17 protein-coding genes and 1 pseudogene are annotated in these 21,122 nt (G+C 36.4%); all 18 read left to right on the top strand.

What is annotated here, in order from left to right; all coding sequences use genetic code 11:
• The first annotated feature begins 5 nt into the window (after positions 1-5).
• The 18 genes and pseudogenes from U473_RS06860 (at position 6) to sigE (ending at position 21,062) form a co-directional block, all read left to right on the top strand.
• The gene (locus tag U473_RS06860) at positions 6-2,114 is read left to right on the top strand and encodes a penicillin-binding protein (protein WP_068724710.1); all 2,109 of its coding nucleotides are present in this window, start codon (positions 6-8) and stop codon (positions 2,112-2,114) included.
• A gap of 67 nt (positions 2,115-2,181) precedes the next feature.
• A complete protein-coding gene (locus U473_RS06855) occupies positions 2,182-4,110 on the top strand; it encodes a stage V sporulation protein D (protein WP_068724709.1) in 1,929 nt (642 codons plus the stop codon).
• Positions 4,111-4,253: 143 nt separating this feature from the next.
• The gene (locus tag U473_RS06850) at positions 4,254-5,741 is read left to right on the top strand and encodes a UDP-N-acetylmuramoyl-L-alanyl-D-glutamate--2,6-diaminopimelate ligase (RefSeq protein ID WP_068724708.1); all 1,488 of its coding nucleotides are present in this window, start codon (positions 4,254-4,256) and stop codon (positions 5,739-5,741) included.
• Positions 5,738-7,111, top strand: a complete 1,374-nt coding sequence (locus U473_RS06845) for a UDP-N-acetylmuramoyl-tripeptide--D-alanyl-D-alanine ligase (RefSeq protein WP_068724705.1) — start codon at positions 5,738-5,740, stop codon at positions 7,109-7,111. The genes U473_RS06850 and U473_RS06845 overlap by 4 nt, the downstream gene beginning before the upstream one ends.
• Positions 7,112-7,158: 47 nt before the next feature.
• Positions 7,159-8,121 carry a phospho-N-acetylmuramoyl-pentapeptide-transferase gene (gene mraY, locus U473_RS06840; protein WP_068724703.1) on the top strand — a complete coding sequence of 321 codons (963 nt, stop codon included), beginning with the start codon at positions 7,159-7,161 and terminating at the stop codon, positions 8,119-8,121.
• Positions 8,122-8,136: 15 nt separating this feature from the next.
• Entirely contained in the window at positions 8,137-9,501 is a 1,365-nt protein-coding gene (gene murD, locus U473_RS06835; protein ID WP_068724701.1) for a UDP-N-acetylmuramoyl-L-alanine--D-glutamate ligase, read from the top strand.
• A gap of 38 nt (positions 9,502-9,539) precedes the next feature.
• Positions 9,540-10,637 carry a stage V sporulation protein E gene (gene spoVE, locus U473_RS06830; protein ID WP_068724698.1) on the top strand — a complete coding sequence of 366 codons (1,098 nt, stop codon included), beginning with the start codon at positions 9,540-9,542 and terminating at the stop codon, positions 10,635-10,637.
• 12 nt (positions 10,638-10,649) lie between these two features.
• Positions 10,650-11,758: pseudogene (murG, locus tag U473_RS06825) on the top strand (undecaprenyldiphospho-muramoylpentapeptide beta-N-acetylglucosaminyltransferase).
• Positions 11,759-11,838: 80 nt separating this feature from the next.
• The gene (gene murB / locus U473_RS06820) at positions 11,839-12,744 is read left to right on the top strand and encodes a UDP-N-acetylmuramate dehydrogenase (RefSeq protein ID WP_068724690.1); all 906 of its coding nucleotides are present in this window, start codon (positions 11,839-11,841) and stop codon (positions 12,742-12,744) included.
• 14 nt (positions 12,745-12,758) lie between these two features.
• A complete protein-coding gene (gene murA, locus U473_RS06815) occupies positions 12,759-14,018 on the top strand; it encodes a UDP-N-acetylglucosamine 1-carboxyvinyltransferase (RefSeq protein ID WP_068724687.1) in 1,260 nt (419 codons plus the stop codon).
• 186 nt (positions 14,019-14,204) lie between these two features.
• A complete protein-coding gene (locus U473_RS06810) occupies positions 14,205-14,861 on the top strand; it encodes a cell division protein FtsQ/DivIB (RefSeq protein ID WP_068724685.1) in 657 nt (218 codons plus the stop codon).
• A 225-nt stretch (positions 14,862-15,086) separates the two neighbouring features.
• On the top strand, positions 15,087-15,581 hold the full coding sequence (locus tag U473_RS06805) for a DUF881 domain-containing protein (protein ID WP_082732411.1): 495 nt from the start codon (positions 15,087-15,089) through the stop codon (positions 15,579-15,581).
• 13 nt (positions 15,582-15,594) lie between these two features.
• Positions 15,595-16,317: a DUF881 domain-containing protein gene (locus U473_RS06800; RefSeq protein WP_068724683.1), complete on the top strand. Its 723-nt coding sequence runs from the start codon at positions 15,595-15,597 to the stop codon at positions 16,315-16,317.
• A complete protein-coding gene (locus U473_RS06795; protein ID WP_068724681.1) occupies positions 16,317-16,673 on the top strand; it encodes a small basic family protein in 357 nt (118 codons plus the stop codon). Before U473_RS06800 ends, U473_RS06795 begins: the two co-directional genes overlap by 1 nt.
• 132 nt (positions 16,674-16,805) lie before the next feature.
• Entirely contained in the window at positions 16,806-18,041 is a 1,236-nt protein-coding gene (gene ftsA, locus U473_RS06790) for a cell division protein FtsA (RefSeq protein ID WP_068724679.1), read from the top strand.
• Between the two features lie 42 nt (positions 18,042-18,083).
• Positions 18,084-19,178, top strand: a complete 1,095-nt coding sequence (gene ftsZ / locus U473_RS06785) for a cell division protein FtsZ (RefSeq protein WP_068724676.1) — start codon at positions 18,084-18,086, stop codon at positions 19,176-19,178.
• A gap of 220 nt (positions 19,179-19,398) precedes the next feature.
• Positions 19,399-20,310: a sigma-E processing peptidase SpoIIGA gene (gene spoIIGA / locus U473_RS06780; protein WP_068724674.1), complete on the top strand. Its 912-nt coding sequence runs from the start codon at positions 19,399-19,401 to the stop codon at positions 20,308-20,310.
• 29 nt (positions 20,311-20,339) lie between these two features.
• The gene (gene sigE / locus U473_RS06775) at positions 20,340-21,062 is read left to right on the top strand and encodes an RNA polymerase sporulation sigma factor SigE (RefSeq protein ID WP_068724672.1); all 723 of its coding nucleotides are present in this window, start codon (positions 20,340-20,342) and stop codon (positions 21,060-21,062) included.
• The last annotated feature ends 60 nt before the right edge of the window (positions 21,063-21,122 follow it).

The following is a 21,122-nucleotide window of genomic DNA, read 5'->3' as shown; positions in this document are numbered from 1 at the left end:
AGAGGATGAAGACAAAACAATTGATCAATAGAAGAGCAATTTTTGCAGGGATTGGGATAACCTTTCTCTTTTTTGTCTTGATTTCAAGATCGTTTTATATTCAGTCAGTGGAAGCCACAATGTTAAAAGAGAAGGCTAAAAACATCTGGAATCGAAATACAACAATTGAACCTAAAAGAGGTACGATTTTTGATCGGAATGAAGACCGATTAGCTTACAATGCACCTGCTTACACGGTAGTTGCTATTCTTTCAAATGAATATAAGAATCATGTAACAGACCCTTTGAATACTGCATTAAAATTATCGCCTATTCTTAAAATGGAACAAAACGACCTTTACACATTATTAACGAAGCAAGCTTTTCAAGTGGAACTTAGACCAGGTGGTTGGAAAATAGATAAAGATACTGCTGATAAAATTAAGGACTTAAATTTACCAGGAATTATTTTAAAAGAAGAAACGAAAAGGTATTATCCTAACAATTCTTTGGCTGCATATGTTCTTGGATTCATCAATTATGATAATAAAGCCATCATGGGTTTAGAGAGTCAATATGATCAACAGCTACGGGGAGAACCCGGACAGTTAAAGGTAATGAAAGATCTAAAAGGGTACGAATTACCAGATGGTGAAGAACTTTTTCAACCTGTAAAGGATGGCCAAGATTTAAAACTAACGATCGACAAAACGATCCAGCAATATGTAGAAAGTGCATTAGATAAAGCAGAAACAATGTATAACCCTAAAAGGATGGTTGCAATTGTTGCTGATCCCCACACCGGTGAAATCTTGGCTATGTCTAATCGCCCTACCTTTAATCCGAATCAGTATTGGAATATTGAAAATTACAGCAACAACGCGATCAACTTCCAATTTGAGCCAGGTTCTACCTTCAAAATCGTCACCCTTGCTGCGGCGATTGAGGAAGGAAAATTTAACCCCAACGAAACCTATCAATCTGGTAGAATTCAGGTGCCTGGAAAGGTGATTAGGGACCATAATGGAGGACGTGGATGGGGTACGATTAGCTTTCTTGAAGGGGTACAGCGCTCAAGCAACGTAGCTTTTGTTCACTTAGGCTATGAAAGATTAGGCAAAGAGAAATTATTTTCTTATATCAATGACTTTGGTTTTGGTCAAAAAACGGGCATTGATCTCCCAAATGAATCGGTAGGAATTATGAAAGATGTAAAACAAGCTTACCCTCTAGATGTAGCGGCGATGTCTTTTGGCCAAGGAGTTGCCGTCACCCCCATTCAACAAGTGATGGCTGTTTCCGCAGTTGCCAATGGGGGAAAGTTGATGCAACCTTATTTAGTTAAGGAAATAAGCGACCCTAAAACACATAAAGTTATTGTGAAAAATGAACCCATTGTTAAAAAGAGGGTTATATCTGAAGAAACCGCTAAAAAGACACGTGAGGTATTAGAAAAGGTAGTAGACTTCGGAGAAAAGCCAGGTTATATAGAAGGTTACCATGTTGCAGGTAAAACAGGTACAGCACAAAAGATAGGCCCTGATGGTAAATACTTAAAAAATAAAAATATCGTTTCCTTTATTGGTTTTGCCCCTGCAAATGATCCCAAACTGATTGTTTATGTCGCTGTGGATGAACCAGATTTAGAAATTCCATATTATGGTAGTACTGTAGCAGCACCAATTTTTAAAGAAATCATGCAAAATAGCTTAAGATACCTAAAAGTGCCGATTGACAGCAACGAAAGTATACAAAAGCAAAAAGCAGAAATAGTTAAAATTCCTGATTTTATCAATCAGCCATTGGTGAACGCTAAAAATAGTTTAATAGAGAAGCAGATATTGCCTATCGTGATTGGCAATGGGAAAAAAGTGTTACAACAATTTCCTGAGAAAGATACAGAAATGGCTAAAGGTGAAAGAGCATACTTAATTACTGTTCCTAAAGGTGAATGGAAAGTTCCTCATTTTATTGGAAAATCATTAAGAGAAGTATTAGAGATTAGTTCTATTTTAGATATCAACATACAAATTAAGGGTAGTGGTATCGTTATAAGTCAAAGTTTATCACCTGATACTCCCTATCAAGGACAAAAAATTGAAGTAGAATTAATAGATCCTTCGCTCCTTCAATAGCTTGTTCTATTGATTTCAAACTCTGAATAAAGTTGATATAGAAAGAGTTTGAAAAGGGGGATAAAAGGTGAGACGCGTTTCTCAAGTCACAGTAAGAAAACGGATCTGGCTTTCCTTAATCATTGGAGCCTTTCTGTTTATTTCTCTTATTGGCAGATTGGGATATATTCAACTTGTTCAAGGGAAATGGTTAGCTGAACAAGCAGAGGAGCTTTTTAAAAGAGATATACCAGTTGAAGCAAAAAGGGGAAAAATCTACGATCGGAACGGAGAAATTTTAGCTTACAATATCAGTGCACCAACAGTAGTTGCCATTCCTGTCCAAGTTAGAGAACCACAGAAGGCAGCTAAAGAATTAGCTAATATCTTACATATGAGTGAAGAAAAAATATATAAACTGATTACACAAAGAACATTGATCGTCAAAGTGGCTCGAAAAATTTCCGAAGAAGATGCCAAAAAAATCAAAGCATTAAGATTGCCTGGCATTGCAATTGCTGAAGAAAGCAGACGCTTTTATCCTGAAAAAGATTTTGCTTCCCATATCTTAGGTTTTGTCGGGATTGATAACCAAGGTTTGGCTGGAATTGAAGTGGTGTACGACGATTTGTTAACGGGAAAAGATGGGGCCATTTCCTTTCCATCAGATGTTACTGGCAGAAGAATGCCTAATCAAAGTGATTCTTTCACTCCACCAAAGGATGGGAATAATCTAATCTTAACCATTGATAAAAATATCCAATCTTATATTGAAAGAGAACTAGATCAAGCAATGCTTACCTATCAAGCAGAGCATTCCATAGCGATTGCAATGGATCCCAATACGGGAGAAATCCTTGGGATGGCTAGTCGGCCAAATTATGATCCTACTAACTTTGCAGATTATCCAAGCGAAATCTATAATCGTAATCTTCCGATCTGGATGGCCTATGAACCAGGTTCTACCTTTAAAATTATCACACTGGCTGCTGCCCTTGAGGAAGATAAAATAGACTTAACTGATCAATTTTTTGACCCGGGTTATATAAATGTAGCAGGTACAGATCTCCATTGTTGGAAAAGCGGAGGACACGGTTCAGAGACTTTTTTACAAGTTGTCGAAAATTCCTGTAATCCAGGTTTTGTGGTGATGGGGCAAAAGTTAGGAACAGAGAAATTATTTTCTTATATTAAATCCTTTGGTTTTGGTGCGAAGACCGGAATTGATTTGAGGGGTGAACAAAAAGGAATCTTGTTTGATACGAATCGAATTGGTCCTGTGGAATTAGCAACCACTTCCTTTGGGCAGGGGGTTTCGGTTACTCCGATTCAGCAGGTTGCAGCTGTTTCAGCAGCAATCAATGGAGGAAAACTCTTAACGCCACATTTACTTAAAGAAGTCCATGACCCTGTAACAGATGAAGTGCTTTTGATCAATAGTCCAGAAGTAAAGCGACAGGTCATCTCACCTGAAACTTCAAAAAAGGTAAGAGAAACCCTTGAAAGTGTTGTAGCAAATGGTACTGGTAGAAACGCCTATATCGATGGTTATCGAGTGGGAGGAAAAACAGGTACGGCTCAAAAGATTGGACCAAATGGTGGGTATTTAGCAAATAACCATATTGTTTCCTTTATTGGATTTGCTCCAGCGGATAAACCAGAAATTGTGATTTATGTTGCCATTGATAACCCACAGGGAATGCAATTTGGTGGTGTTGTTGCTGCCCCTATCGTAAAAAATATTTTAGAAGATAGCCTGCAATATCTAGGGGTTAAGCCAAGAAAGGACCAACTTCCTAGAAAAGATAGATATGGAATCGATACCCCTTATGTAGAGGTACCTGATCTGATTGGTGTAACAAGGAATGATATACGTAATCTATATTATAATTTCAAATTAGAAGCAAAGGGTGATGGAATGAGGGTAGTTCAACAAATTCCAAAACCTGGTGAAAGAGTTGAAAAAGGTTCAACGATTCGAATTTATTTTAGTGACAATCAACAAAAAGGGGATTAAAATAAATCTGATAGAATTGCCAGGAGAAAGTTTGGTAACCTGGCTTTTCTTTTGTTTATATGTTTACTTCGTATCTTTATTTATTGTCTTTTTTAATCTGTTTTTGTCTATAATGGAACTAAGGTTTAGGAGGGACAGAGATTATGAAATTATCTCAAATCATAGCACCTATTTTAACAGCTAAAATGATTGGTAATCCCAATGTTGAAATAAATGGAGTTGAAGTAGATTCAAGAAAGGTAAAAGCGGGTGACTTATTTATTTGCTTGCTTGGTTTTACAGTTGATGGACATGATTTTGCTCAAAAGGCCGTAGAACAAGGAGCTGTGGCAATTCTTTGTGAAAGGCCATTAGATCTTCAAGTTCCCCAAGTCATTGTAAAAGATGCACGCTTTGCCATGGCGATGATTGCGGATCTGTTTTACCAACATCCTTCACAAAAGTTGAAAGTGATCGGTGTAACTGGTACAAATGGAAAAACAACAACAACACATTTAATCGAAAAAATTCTTGCAGATCAAGGCCATCTTTCTGGTTTAATTGGGACGATCAAGATGAAAATTGGCAATGAGATCGTCGAGGCAAAAAATACTACTCCAGATGCTCTTTTATTACAGCAAAGTTTTGCTAAAATGGTGAAGGTGGGATCAGACTACGCCATTATGGAGGTTTCTTCTCATGCGTTAGACATGGGAAGAGTGAGAGGAGTCAATTATCATATTGGTGTATTTACCAATTTAACTCAAGATCATTTAGATTATCATCTGACCATGGAAAAATATCGTGATGCGAAAGGATTATTATTTTCTCAATTAGGAAATACATTTCATTCGTTACTTGAAGAAAATAAATACGCAGTCTTAAATGCCGATGATCAGGCAAGTGAATATTTTCAACAAATTACTGCTGCACAAGTCATAACCTATGGAATTGATCATGATGCAGATGTTAAAGCCTTGGATATTCATATTGATGCCCAAGGTACATCATTTGCAGTAGAAACTTTTAGAGGCAATATTGATATTCAACTAAAAATGATTGGTAAATTTAGTGTTTATAACGCGCTTGCAGCAATGACTGTTGGATTGATCGAAGGAATTTCTCTTGATCAAATAAAGCAAAGTTTAGAACAAATCTCCGGAGTTGACGGTCGTTTTGAGCCTGTGAATGAAGGACAGGATTATACCGTTTTGGTGGATTATGCCCATACACCTGACAGCTTGGAAAATATTTTAAAGACAGTAAAGGAATTTGCAAAAGGCAAAATTTACTGCGTCTTTGGAGCTGGTGGTGATCGTGATAAAACGAAGCGTCCAATCATGGGAGAGATTGCTGTTAAATATAGTGATATCGCTGTAGTTACATCTGATAACCCTCGGTCAGAAAATCCAGAGCAAATCATCCACGACATCTTAGTTGGGATTGAAAAAACAGGGGTTGATACGAATAAATATATTGTAATCATTGATCGAAAAGAAGCAATCGAATATGCGGTTTCACAAGCAAAGAAAGACGATGTGATTCTCATTGCTGGAAAAGGTCATGAAACCTATCAAATTTTAAAAAATAAAACGATTCATTTTGATGATCGGGAAATAGCAAGAGATGCGATAAGGAGCAAGCGCTCATGAAGTTAACATTAAATGAAATCATCCAATCCGTTTCTGGTCGGCTTTATCAACCTTTTACTGAAAAGCTAGCGGTAACAGGGGTAAGCACTGATTCGAGAAAAATTTCAAAAGGGGATTTATTTGTCCCCTTAATTGGTGAACGATTTGATGGCCATCAATTTATCAAAATGGCAGAGGAGCAAGGTGCAGTGGTAGCCTTGTGGCAATCGTTAAAGACGATTCCTAAAGATGTGAAGATTCCTTTTATTCTTGTTGCCGATACATTGGTTGCCTTGCAAGATTTAGCGAAATATTATCGTAAAAAGATAAATCCCACCATTGTTGCTGTGACTGGAAGTAATGGAAAAACGACGACCAAAGATTTAATTGCTTCTGTTCTTTCTACAACATACTCTGTTCACAAAACAAAAGGAAATTTGAATAACCATATTGGTGTACCCTTAACCTTGTTAACGATGCCCGAAGAAACAGAATTGGCTGTGATTGAGATGGGAATGAGCAATAAAGGAGAAATTGCGCTTCTTTCTGAAATTGCTAAGCCCCAGATTGCAGTGATAACAAATATCGGAGAGTCCCATATTGAATTTTTGGGTTCAAGAAAAGCAATTGCTGCAGCTAAATTAGAAGTCATTGAAGGTTTACAAGAAAATGGTACACTTATTTTAAATGGAGATGAGCCTTTATTACGCGACTATTTAGCCAACCAAAATCTTCATTTTCATTTAAAATGGGTAGGAGAAAACAAAGAAAATGATGTTTACCCTGTAAAAGTAAATCTAGATGGAACAAAGGGAATTCAATTTAATAGCCAAGATCAAGTTTCTTATTCTTTACCATTATTAGGTCTACACAATGTGATCAATGCTTTAATGGCGGTTGAAGTGGGGAAGTGTCTTCATATTTCGATTGAGAAGATTCAACAAGGGTTGAAAGATCCTAAGTTGACTAGCATGCGCCTTGAAAAGATGATCGCTAAAAATGGAGCGATCCTTTTGAATGATGTATATAACGCCAGTCCCACTTCAATGAAAGCTAGTTTACAATTACTCTCTACATTTCAAAACGATAAAAAAATAGCGGTATTAGGGGACATGTTAGAATTAGGTGAATATGCGAAAGAATATCACTTGGAAATTGGAAGAGTCTGTGCAGGCTTACAGATTGATTTACTCGTTACAACGGGTAAAGATGGGCGATGGATTGCTGAAGGGGCAAAAGAAGCTGGAATGGTTGAAGAACAGGTTCATTATATTAAAGATTTTAACCACTTATCTGAATTTGTATTACAACATTCAAACCAAAAAACCATGATTTTGCTAAAAGCCTCTAGAGGAGTACATTTAGAGAAAGTGGTCGAAAGCTTGGTTTAACCACTCTTACTGAAAAATAAAGGGATGAAAAAGGGGAAAAAATAATTATGGAACTACGAATTATTATTTATACCATCATCGCATCATTTTTGATTGCCACACTACTTGGCCCTTTATTTATTCCGATCTTAAGAAGACTTAAATTTGGACAGTCAATTAGGGAGGAAGGGCCACAATTACATCAAAAAAAAGCTGGAACTCCTACTATGGGTGGTATCATTATTTATTTAGCCCTTATTTTTACAGTTTTAAAATTTTCACCTTTAAACCAGAACTTATTTCTTTTACTTTTAGTAACTTTAGGATTTGGTTTTTTGGGTTTTCTTGATGATTTTATCAAGATCATCAAGAAAAGAAACTTAGGACTAACAGCAAAACAAAAACTTCTTGGACAATTATTCATCTCGGTTCTTTTATCTTATTTTTTACTTAAGCAAGGCCATGATACCACATTGTATATTCCTGGCTTACCTTGGGAAATTCATATGGGATGGCTTTATTTTCCTTTTATTCTCTTTATGGTCATTGGAACCTCAAATGCAGTGAATTTAACTGATGGATTAGATGGTTTACTTGCAGGTAGTAGTGCCATTTCTTTTGGTGCATTTTCAATTATCGCTTTGAGTACTACTCAGTTTGAGGTCGCCATTTTTGGTGCTGCAATGGTAGGGGCAGTTTTAGGCTTTCTTGTAAAAAACGCTCATCCTGCTAAGTTATTTATGGGAGACACTGGCTCATTAGGGATTGGTGGGGCTCTTGCAACGATGGCCATTTTAACGAAGACGGAATTACTTTTGGTCATTATCGGTGGTGTTTATGTATTAGAGGTGCTATCTGTCATCATTCAAGTCATTTCCTTCCAGACGAGAGGAAAACGAGTTTTTCGTATGAGTCCAATCCATCATCATTTTGAGTTGTCCGGTTGGTCTGAATGGAAAGTAGTGATGGTCTTTTGGATAGTTGGATTTATATTTGCAGGATTAGGTATCTATCTAGAGGTGCTACATTAATAGGAGAGATGAAACATGGTCAAGTTTGAGGGGAAAAACGTTGTCGTTTTGGGGCTTGCAAAAAGTGGGACAACGATCGCAAAAATTATACATCAATTAGGGGCAAAAGTGATTGTTAACGATGTGAAACCAGAAGAAAAATGTCCTGAGAAAAAGGAATTGGAGGAATTAGGGATTCAGGTCATTTGTGGTAGACACCCAGATGATTTATTGACGGAGGAAACGGACCTACTTGTAAAAAATCCAGGAATTCCTTATACCATTCCTCTAGTAGAACAGGCAATACTACTAAAAATACCGATTGTAACTGAAGTAGAAATCGCTTATCAACTTTCGAAATCACCAATGATAGGAATTACTGGATCGAATGGAAAGACAACAACAACGACATTGATTGGTGAGATCCTTAAGCAAGCCAAACGGCAACCGATTGTAGCTGGAAATATTGGAACGGTACTTAGTGAACAAGCATTACACGCAACAAGTGATCAAGTGTTAGTCAGCGAATTAAGCTCTTTTCAATTAAAAGGAACGATTTCTTTTCGACCAAACATTGCAGTACTATTAAATCTATATCCTGCCCACTTGGATTATCACCAAACGATAGATGATTATATTGCTTCAAAAGCAAAACTATTCCAAAATCAAACTGAGCAAGATTATGCTGTCATCAATGCTGAATGTGAAAAATGTATGGAACTCCTACCTTCGATTAAGAGCCAAGTTTATCTTATTTCCACAAAAAATCCTGTATCTCAGGGGGCATATTTACAAGATGACAAAATCTATTGGCAGGATGACGACAACCTAGTAGAAGTCATTGACGTGAAAGATGTTTTTATAAAGGGTCATAATTTAGAAAATGCATTAGCTGCAATTACTGCTAGCCGATTATATGGAGCAGATTGGGATTCAATTCGTGAAGTATTACGTCAATTTAAAGGAGTTGAACACCGCTTAGAATTCGTGACAACCACCCAGAAGAAAGTGAGTTATTTTAATGACTCGAAAGCCACCAATCCTCAAGCCACGATTTCGGCGCTAAAATCATTTGATCAAAAAGTGATTTTAATCGCTGGGGGTCTAGATCGAGGAATTGATTTTTATGAACTAATCGAACCTTTTAAACAAAGTGTTAAAGCTTTGATTTCCTTTGGTCAAACAGCAGAAAAATTAAAGCGAGTTGCAGAACTTGCAGGGATACAAATGATTTATACCGTCGATAATGTTACTAATGCTGTGAAATTAGCAGATTCACTCTCCGTAGCTGGCGATACGGTTCTATTATCTCCAGCATGTGCAAGCTGGGACATGTTTACTTCATTTGAAGAACGGGGACGAATTTTTAAAAATGCTGTGCATAGATTTTATAGAGAGTGATACAAGCTTTTTAAACGACGGTAAAGAGGTGTTCCTGTATGATAAAATCAAGATCAAATCCCGATTGGTGGATTGTACTTGCTACCCTTTTATTATTAGGAATTGGAGTGATAATGGTTTATAGTGCAAGTGCGGTGTTAGCCTATCGAGAAATGGGAGATTGGTATTTTTATGCTAAGCGCCAATTGTTTTTTGCTATTTTAGGGATCGTTTCCATGTATTTTATGATGAACATAGACTATTGGGTTTGGAAAAAATGGGCCAAGATTGGTTTGCTGATTGTTTTTTTTCTATTGATTCTCCTTCTCATCCCTGGCGTAGGGATAACAAGAAATGGTGCAACCAGCTGGTTAGGTGTTGGAGCGTTTAGTATTCAACCTTCAGAGTTTACGAAATTAGCAATGATCATTTTTTTGGCAAAACGTCTATCTGAACGCCAGCAAGAAATTATTTATTTTACAAAAGGACTTATGCCACCTTTAGCTATTCTTGGCCTTGCTTTTGCATTGATCATGATGCAACCTGATTTAGGAACAGGGACAGTATTGGTTGGCACTTCGATCTTAATGATTTATACTTCTGGAGCAAGAATAAAACACTTATTAAGTTTAATGATGGTTGGAGTTGCGGGTTTTACAGGTCTTGTTCTAGCAGCTCCTTATCGAATTCAAAGAATTTTAGCCTTTTTAGACCCTTGGCAAGATCCGCGTGGGGCTGGTTATCAGTTGATTCAATCTCTTTACGCGATAGGACCAGGGGGATTACTAGGACTTGGGTTAGGAATGAGTAGACAAAAACATCTTTATGTTCCTGAACCACAGACAGATTTTATTTTTTCAATTCTTGCAGAAGAATTAGGTTTTATTGGCGGGGGACTTGTTCTTATTCTCTTTTTAATTTTACTATGGAGAGGTTTTCGAGTGGCCATTACTGCACCTGACTTATTTGGTAGTTTTTTAGCAGTAGGAATCATTGGGATGGTCATGATCCAAGTGGTGATTAACATCGGAGTTGTCACAGGAATGTTTCCAGTAACTGGAATTACATTACCATTATTAAGCTACGGAGGATCTTCATTAACACTCACGTTAACAGCAATTGGTATTCTATTAAATATTTCGCGGTATTCGCGTTAAATAGGTGATGATATGAGAGTTATTTTATCTGGTGGAGGAACCGGTGGGCATATTTATCCAGCATTGGCGATGGTGAAAGAGATAAAGAAGCATGAGCCAAATGCAGAATTTCTATATATTGGTTCTAAAAATGGCTTAGAAAAAAAATCGTTCAAAATGCGGAGATTCCTTTTGTTGAAATAGAAATTTCAGGATTTAAAAGAAAATTATCCTTTGAAAATATAAAAACGGCACTTCGGTTTTTAAGAGGGGTTCAAAAATCAAAGAAATACATACAGGAATTTCGACCTGATCTTGTTATAGGAACTGGTGGCTATGTTTGCGGACCAGTTCTTTATGCAGCAAGTCAAAAAAAAGTACGAACGATCATTCATGAGCAAAATGTGATTCCTGGGCTTACCAACCAATTTTTATCACGTTATGTAGATCTTGTAGCTATCAGTTTTGAAGGGGCAAGAGAGCATTTTAAGAAAGCCAAAAAAATTCGTCTTACAGGGAATCCAAGAGCGACTGAAGTTGTTCATGCGAACAAAGAGAATGGTTTAAAGGCCTTACATCTCTCTGCGGATAAAAAAATCATTTTAGTCTTTGGGGGGAGTAGAGGAGCAAAGGCGATTAACCAAGCATTTCTTGAGATGTTACCTGAATTGCACCAATATCCAGAGTATCACTTTGTTTTTGTTACAGGAGAAATTCATTTTGAGACAATCAATGAGCAATTAAAAATGGTTGATGAACAGTATTTAAGCAATGTGTCTATCTATCCATATTTATACAATATGCCAGAGGTATTGGCAGCAACAGATCTCATTGTGAGTCGTGCAGGTGCTTCTTCTTTAGCAGAAATTACTGCTCTCGGAATTCCTTCGGTTCTTATTCCTTCTCCTTATGTTACGAATAATCATCAAGAGAAGAATGCTAAATGGATGGAAAACCAAGGTGCTGCAAAAATGATTCGAGAAAAAGAGTTGAATGGTGTACATTTACTTTCAACAATTCGCTGGCTAATGGATGATGAGAGAAGGAAGAAATTTTCTCATGCAGCTAAAAAGATTGGGAAACCAGATGCAGCGACGAACCTTTACCAAGAAATGATGACTTTCATGGATCATAAAAATTAGGCGATTGTCACACTATAATGATTTAGGCATAGTATATCGTATAGCCCAGTGAGAGAATATCGTGATTAGGAGGATAGAAGATGCAAGACTGGATTCAAAAACTGAAAGACCAGCCTATTGGTAAAATTGTTGAAAATGAGCCGCTATCAAAGCATAACACATGGAAAATTGGTGGACCAGCAAGAATTTACATTGAGCCTGACAATCAAAAAGGGTTATTAGATGCCTTAATGATTTTAAACGAAGCTAAGATTCCTTGGAAAGTGATTGGTAAAGGCTCTAATCTCCTAGTCTTGGATCACGGGTTTAAGGGTGCTATTATTCATATGAATAAGGGGTTTAATCAAATCCTCTTTGATGGATCTTATATTCACGTAGGAGCTAGTGTTTCTCTGATTCGATTAGCAAATTTAGCAGCAAAACAAGGATTAACAGGACTTGAATTTGCTGGTGGAATTCCTGGAACGGTTGGGGGTGCCATCTATATGAATGCGGGTGCCCACGGTTCTGACATTTCCCATGTTTTTGAAGAGGCAGAGGTCTTATTAGAGAACGGACAAATCGTTACTTGGAAAAATCAAGACTTTGAATTTAGTTACCGTTCATCGATCCTCCAACAGAAAAGAGGCATCATTCTATCTGCTACGTTTAAACTAAAACCAGGGAATCAAAAGAAAATTGCAGAAGATACGGCTCGATTCAAGGATCGAAGAAGAAAAACTCAACCCTATCATTTGCCTTGCGCTGGAAGTGTATTTCGCAATCCAGAAAATGATTATGCAGGTAGATTAATAGAAGAGCTGGGTCTTAAAGGATATCAAGTGGGTGAAGCCCAAATTTCTATGATGCACGCTAACTTTATCGTGAATATAGGTCAGGCATCGGCAAAGGATGTGCTCACATTAATTGAACATGTTAAAGAACGAGTGTATGAAGTATACCAAATAAAATTGACTACAGAAATTGAAGTGGTAGGTGAGGGGTAAACGGAGGTGGAACTTTGGAGAAGTTGATCATCGAAGGTGGAAGGCCTCTGTCTGGTAAAATAAAAGTACAGGGTGCTAAAAATGCTGCACTTCCTATCTTGGCAGCCTCTCTATTAGCAGAAGGAACACATGTGATTCAAGATGTTCCACATTTACTAGATATTGATGTGATGATTCAAATTTTGCGTTCTTTGGGGGCACAAGTAGATTTTAACCATCATACGGTGATGATCGATACTCGTTCGATTTTATCAACAAAGGTTCCTGAAGAACTCATGCGTTTGATGAGATCATCGATCTTCCTCATGGGTCCTTTACTAGCTAGATTTAACCAAGTGAGCGTTTCAAAACCTGGGGGTTGTGCGATTGGTGAAAGGAAAATTGATCTTCATTTGAAAGGTTTAGAGGCTCTTGGTGCTAAGATTATCGATCGTGACGGTTTGATTACCTGTACAGCAAAGGAATTAGTAGGAACGGTCATTACTTTAGATTATCCAAGTGTAGGCGCAACTGAAAATATTATGATGGCAGCTGTAAAAGCTAGGGGAGAAACAAAGATCATTTATGCAGCAAAAGAACCAGAAATTGTTGATTTGCAGAATTTCTTAAATCAAATGGGGGCAAAAATTTCTGGGGCAGGAACAGATGTGATTACAATCAAGGGTATTGAAGAACTTGTACCAATTACTTATCAAATCATTCCAGATCGGATTGTAGCCGGAACATTTATAACTGTGGTAGGTATTGCTGGAGGAAGTATCGAACTAAATAATGTCATACCTGAGCATTTAACATCTGTGATCGAATATTTAAAACGTGTTGGTGTTGAAATTGAAACCGACAATGATATAATGGTCGTAAAAAGGATGACCCCTCTAAAAGCTGTTGAAAAGATCTATACCTCACCTTATCCAGGTTTCCCAACAGATATGCAGGCACAAATGATGACACTGTTAACGCTTGCACAGGGTTTTAGCATCATTGAGGAAAGGGTATTTGATTCTAGATTTAAGCATGTAGACGAATTGATTCGAATGGGTGCTGATATCAGGATTGACCAAAGCACAGCATATATCCGCGGCGTTCCCTATTTAACAGGAGCTCATGTTGAAGCAACCGATTTAAGGGCAGGAGCTGCTCTCATTTTAGCTGGCTTAGCTGCTAGAGGTAAAACGATTGTTCACCAGGTTCATCACGTAGATCGTGGTTATGAGCGTATTGAAGAGTCTTTAAATGCAATTGGGGCAAAAATTTTGCGAGAATCTGAAAATTAGCGGCATTTTATATGCCGCTTTTCATAATCAAATGAGAGATAAAGTGAAGACTGAGTTGGATATAAAGGAATGAGAAGAAATGTACCAATCCTATCAAACAATTCCGCAGTTCAAAAAACAGGTAATGATACCAAAGAAAAATAGAAAGTTGTTACGGTATCTTTTTTATTTTTTCTTCTGATTGCTATGATCACCTATTTTAATTTACCCATTAGTAGAATCACTTCGATCCAAATCACAGGATTGAATCTATTAACCGAAAAAGAGATTTACGAAAAAGGAAAATTACATCAAAACATGCATTATTGGTTTTTAAAAGCTTCTTCCCTTGAAAATAGATTGTTGGAGTTACCAGAAATCAAAAAAGTAGAGGTCGAGAAAAAATATCCTGGGAAATTACGGATTCAAATTCTAGAACAAAAACCGATCGCTTTTCTATATTCAAAGAAACAGTGGGTTCCTGTTTTAGAGAATGGATATCTTGTTCAGAAAAAAACTGATCAAATCGTTATGAATCGGCCTCTTATTTCCGAATGGAAGAATAATGATCAGCTTCCTACTTTAGCAAGAGAACTTGCAAAGGTAGACCCAGCCATATTGGATGAATTATCAGAGATAAAAAATGAACCCAATATGATTGATACCAATCAAGTGTTGATTTATACGAGAGAGGGTTATCGCTTGCATGTCCATCTAGATGAATTAAGTAAAAAATTAAACTTACTTTCTAGTATTCTCGAAAACTTAAAAGCGAAAACGAAGAATCTAGGTGATATTTATTTACTAGATTCGATACGATTTGAAGAATATAAAAATAGTGGTGAACCAAATAATGAAAATTAATAGATGGCAAATTTATATCACAATTGTTTTTTTATTGCTTGGTTTTTTAATCGCTTTTCAGTATGAATCCACAAGTATAAGAAGATTTAATAGTAATTTTTCTTTTTCAACATTGGACAAACAACAGGAATTACAAGAAAAGATTGTCAATCAAAAAAAGAAAATCAAGAGCTTGAAAAGCAGATTCAAGAAATTGAAGAAGAAATTCGTGGATTTGAACAATCTTTGATCAGCAATGAAGATGAGGCTAATAAAATTCGCGAACAATTAGATAACACCCGGATGATTGCCGGACTGATCTCTGTAGAGGGGCCAGGTCTTTCGGTGACTCTAAACGATAGCAAACAAGCAAAAGAAGTTGAGGGTGATGTCTCTAGTTATATAGTTCATGAACAAGACTTACGAAAAGTAGTGAATGAATTATTTGCATCTGGTGCAGAGGCGATAAGTGTAAATGGTGAACGTATGATTGCTTCTAGTTCGATTCGTTGTGTAGGGCCAACCATTCTTGTGAATTCTATTAAAAAAGCACCCCCTTTTGAAATACTAGCCATTGGTGATCCTGATACCTTATTAGCTGGATTAGAAATGCCAGGGGGAGTGTTAGAGACATTACGCTTATGGAATATTCAAATCTCTACAAAAAAGATGGATCATATCGTAATCCCAGGTTTTATTGGAACACTTAATACTGATCGATTAACAATACTTAATCCGTAAAGGAAGATTTTATATGCAAGTTCATAAACGAAAGATCTCTTATACAATTACAATCATTAGTGTCATTATTGGATTTATGTTATCTATTCAGTTTAATTCAACACAAAATACGTTTAAGATGGAAGCTAGGGACATTACAGAATTACGTTCGAATTTAAGTAAAGAATTAGAACGGAAAAATAATCTTTTAAATGATTTGTCTAAAAAACGACAATTGCTTAACCAATACAAAAATAACAACCAAAATCAACAAATTTCCCAAATCATCTCGGATGAATTAGGTCATGCGAAGCTCTTAGCAGGAACTATTCCTGTTGAAGGAAAAGGATTAATTGTTCGAATTACAGCTATGGATTCTTCTTTTTCAGAGATTGGTGAAGAGGACGAAAATGAAATTGTAGATGACGATTTAAGAACATTGGTGAATGAAATGTTTGGTAATGGGGCACAAGCGATTTCGATCAATGATCAACGATTGGTATCTGTTTCTGCGATACGAAATGTAGGAAATCGAATTCAAGTCAATAATCGATTCATTACCTTTCCTTATGAAATTAAAGCAATTGGTGATGCAAAAATGATTCAAGCTGGAATCCAGATTGCCGGGCTGCAGGATTATTTTAAAATTCTTAACAAAGAATTGATTATTGCTGAACAAGAAAAAATTCAAATCCCTGCATATAATGGTGATATTAATCCCAGATATATGAAACCGGTAAAGGTAGGTGAAAAATAATGTGGTTGCCTATTCTTGGACTTATTATCGGATTAGTTTTAGGCTTTAGTTCTGATCTTCGTGTACCAGAAGAATATAGTCATTATTTATCTATTTCTGTTTTAGCCGCTCTTGATACAGTAATTGGGGGAATTCGTGCCAGTTTAGAACATTCTTTTGATACAAAGATTTTTATTTCAGGATTCTTTTTTAACACCTTGTTAGCTGCAGGGATTGTATTTTTAGGTGTTCAATTAGGTGTGGATTTATACTTAGCTGCTATTTTTGCTTTTGGTGTAAGATTATTTAATAATTTAGCAGTCATTCGCAGACTCTTATTGACAAACTTTAGCGAAAGACATAAGAAAGTATCATAAGACAAAAAATGTTGAAAAAATCATAGAAAAAAAAGGAAAACACTAAAATGTGTGGAATAACTTATAAAAAGCCTTTTATCTTTAAATGAACTAACGAGATTACTAGATATTTTTTGAGGGGGTGCCAAAGATTTGAGCAACGATAGTATAGTTAGTCTAGACATCGGTACGTCCAAGGTTCGAGTCATCATTGGCGAAGTGAATAATGGGTCATTAAATATTATTGGAGTGGGTTCTGCAGATTCTGAAGGCATTAAAAAGGGAGCAATTGTTGATATTGATCAAACCGTACAGTCGATTCGTAAGGCAGTTGACCATGCTGAACGAATGGTAGGAATTACGATAGATGAGGTTTATGTTGGGATTTCTGGTAACCATATAGATTTACAAACAAGTCATGGAGTCGTCGCTGTATCTAGTGAAGACAAGGAAATCAGTGAATTAGATATAGATCGAGTGATTCAAGCAGCTAAATTAATTAATTTACCTCCTGAAAGAGAAATCATCGATGTCATTCCTAAAGAATATATTGTTGATGGTTTGTCAGGTATCAAAGACCCAAGAGGGATGTATGGTGTAAGACTTGAAGTCGAAGCAACAATTGTTACCGGTTCGAAAACGATCATACATAATTTGATGCGTACGATTGAAAGAGCTGAACTTCGAATTGCAGGATTTATTTTAATGCCATTAGCAGCTAGTCATATAGCCCTTTCTAAAGATGAAATGAATCTTGGTGTGGCATTAGTAGACATAGGGAAAGGAACGACAACCCTTTCTATTTTTGAACAAGGAAGTATTGTAAAAACCACGGAACTTCCGATTGGAGGGGAATATATTACAAATGATATCTCTATAGGGCTAAGAACCCAAACAGATATCGCGGAACAAGTGAAATTAAAATATGGAATTGCAAGTATTGAGGAATCTAATAACGAGATAATATTTAAAGTCGCTCGGATTGGCAGTAACGTGGAAAAGGAATTTAACCAAGAAGATTTAGCTCATATTATTGAACCAAGACTTAGAGAAATGTTTGAAATTATCCAAGAAGAAGTTCATCGTTTAGAATACACAAAGGAACTAGCAGGTGGGTTTGTCCTTACTGGTGGAGTGATGGGGATGAATGGAATTCTGAGTTTGGCCCAAGAAGTTTTGAAGCCATCTGTTCGTATTGCAATTCCAGATTACATTGGTGTAAAAGACCCATCTTACACTGGTGGAGTGGGTTTAATTAAATACGCAACAAAAATGATTAAAGCAAATCATGGATTAGTGGTTAAAACAGCATCATCTAAGCCAAAGCGAAAATCTAGAAGTGTAAGTCCATTTGAACGGATCAAAAACTGGTTTAGCGAATTTATTTAGAACATCTAGAAAAGCGATCACGATAAGTGAGGGGGATAATGAATGTTAGAATTTGATCTGGATATGGAGCAATTAGCCCAAATTAAAGTAATAGGTGTTGGCGGCGGAGGCAGTAATGCTGTTAACCGCATGATTGAAGCTGGCGTTCAAGGCGTTGAATTTATCGCAGTGAACACAGATGCACAAGCCCTTCACCGTTCTTTAGCTGTAACTAAATCGCAAATTGGAGAAAAGTTAACACGAGGATTAGGGGCAGGAGCAAATCCGGAAATAGGGAAAAAAGCTGCAGAAGAAAGTAGAGAAACGATTGAAAATAGTCTAAAAGGCGCTGATATGGTGTTTGTTACAGCTGGTATGGGTGGTGGTACAGGAACTGGTGCAGCACCTGTTATTGCAGAAATTGCCAAAGAATTAGGTGCTTTAACAGTCGGAGTGGTTACTAAACCCTTTTCTTTCGAAGGAAGAAAAAGGTCTCTACAAGCAGAACAAGGAATTGCTGCATTAAAGGAAAAAGTGGATACACTGATTGTGATTCCAAATGATCGCTTATTAGAGATCGTCGACAAAAATACACCGATGTTAGAAGCATTTCGTCAAGCAGATAACGTACTTCGTCAAGGAGTACAAGGAATATCTGATTTGATTGCAGTACCTGGATTAATTAACTTGGATTTTGCCGATGTAAAAACCATTATGACGGAAAAAGGCTCTGCATTGATGGGCATTGGTATTGCAACTGGTGAAAATAGAGCAGCAGAAGCAGCTAAAAAAGCAATCTGCAGTCCATTATTGGAAACGTCAATTAATGGTGCAAAAGGTGTTCTTATGAATATTACAGGTGGAGCAAATCTAAGTTTATACGAAGTAAACGAGGCAGCTGATATTGTTGCATCTTCTTCAGATCCGGAAGTGAATATGATTTTTGGTGCAGTAATCAATGAGAACTTAAAAGAAGAAATCATTGTTACAGTCATTGCAACTGGCTTTGATGATGATCCTAATCGAGTACAAGCTACAACTAAAACAACTACAAAGGATCAAGGTCAAAATTCTTCAGGCAAAATCAATATTAAGCCATTTGCAAATAACCACGACAACTTAGACATCCCAACCTTTTTAAGAAACCGTAATAAATAATTTCATAAATTATTTCATTTAAAGAATAAAAAAGATCTAACACATTCGTGTTAGGTCTTTTTTGTATGCAAAAGAAAGCATCACTTTCTATTCTTTTAAAAAAATGTTTTTTCGACAAAAAAATCGATAGCTTGTCGGCAAGTTTAGACAGACTTTGAATATAGATATATTATATACTATTCTCACTTCTTCCTTTATGAATGAAAAGGAGAAAGAGAAGATGGTCTTTTACTTGGATCTAATCCTTTTACTTAATTTTATGATCGATACACTAATTTTATTAACGACTGCCAAGTTTCTTCACTTAAAAATCAAGAAGATCCGCATCACGCTAGGAGCAATGATCGGAGCAGCGTATACGATGGTATTTTTTATTCCTTATTTGAGTGCAGCACATGTTTTACTAACAAAAATTCTGATCTCAATTTTAATGTTATGGGTCTCATTTGGTTTTTTACATCTGCTCCAAATGGTTAGAACGTTGGCCACCTTTTATTTTGTTTCTTTTCTCATGGGCGGTGGGGTATTTGCTTTACAGTACCTCTTTCAAATTGATCATGAAGTCATAAAAGGTGTGTACGTGACTCATTCGTCAAATCCATTTTTTTTGCTCCTTTTTATCGTGATTGCTGTTTTAGGGGTATGGTTTTTCTCCAATCGTACATTCCTGTCCCTTGAACGGAAAGGAAATGTCGAACAACATTATGTAGATGTTGAGATAGAGGTTCTCGAACATCGTCATCAATGTAAAGGATTGGTGGATACCGGGAATCGGCTTTATGATCCAATTACTCGAAAACCAGTGATGATTTTAGAAGCTAAATCCGTGTCATTTTTACCTACTATTTTCCAGACAGCTTATCAACATGGACAATTTCATTTGGAATCGCTTGAAGAAATAACGAAGAATATCGATCCAGCATGGCAGACTAGAATTCATCTAGTCCCCTTTCGCAGCGTATCAAAAGAGATGCAGTTTTTATTATGTATTCGTCCTGATAAGGTGGTGATTTCCTCAGAGAACCAAACACATTGGACACATACCAAAGTTTTAATCGGTCTTGATTATGGTCATCTTTCCAATGACCACAGCTATTCAGCTATTATACATCCTGAATTATTAACAGGATAATCCTAATTCATTGTTCAAGGGGGTCTCATATGTTAGCAAAGTGGAAGATCCAGTTGATTTTATTGTGGTATCGTCTATTATTTCTACTTGGATTGAAAACAGAGGAGATTTATTATATTGGAGGAAGTGAAACTCTTCCACCTCCTTTGACAAGAGAAGAGGAAGAACTTCTATTAGAGAAGCTGCCTACAGGAGATAATGCAGTAAAGTCGATGTTAATCGAACGAAATCTTCGTCTTGTTGTCTACATTGCAAGAAAATTTGATAACACAGGAGTAAATATAGAAGATTTAGTCTCTATTGGGTCGATCGGGCTAATTAAGGCGGTAAACACATTTGATATTGATAAAAAAATCAAATTAGCCACCTATGCTTCCAGATGTATTGAAAATGAAATTTTGATGTTCTTAAGACGTAACAATAAAGTGAAAACTGAAGTATCTTTTGATGAACCATTAAATATTGATTGGGATGGTAATGAACTATTGCTTTCAGATATTTTAGGAACAGAAAATGATACCATTTTTCGTAACATTGAAGATGAAATTGATAAAAAATTATTAAAGAAAGCATTAGAAAAATTAAATGATCGAGAAAAAGTGATTATGGAACTCCGATTTGGCCTTAATGATGGGATTGAAAAAACTCAAAAGGACGTTGCTGATATCCTTGGTATTTCTCAATCTTATATATCAAGATTAGAAAAAAGAATTATCAAACGATTGCGAAAAGAATTTAATAAAATGATTTAAAGCATAAATTTTTCCCTCTAAGGAGATACTTTACAGTAACGTAACTCCGATAGGAGGGAG

Origin of the sequence: Tepidibacillus decaturensis, assembly GCF_001561915.1 — a bacterium.
In the GTDB taxonomy this organism is placed as follows: domain Bacteria; phylum Bacillota; class Bacilli; order Tepidibacillales; family Tepidibacillaceae; genus Tepidibacillus_B; species Tepidibacillus_B infernus.
This window is presented reverse-complemented; position numbering and strand designations above follow the sequence as displayed.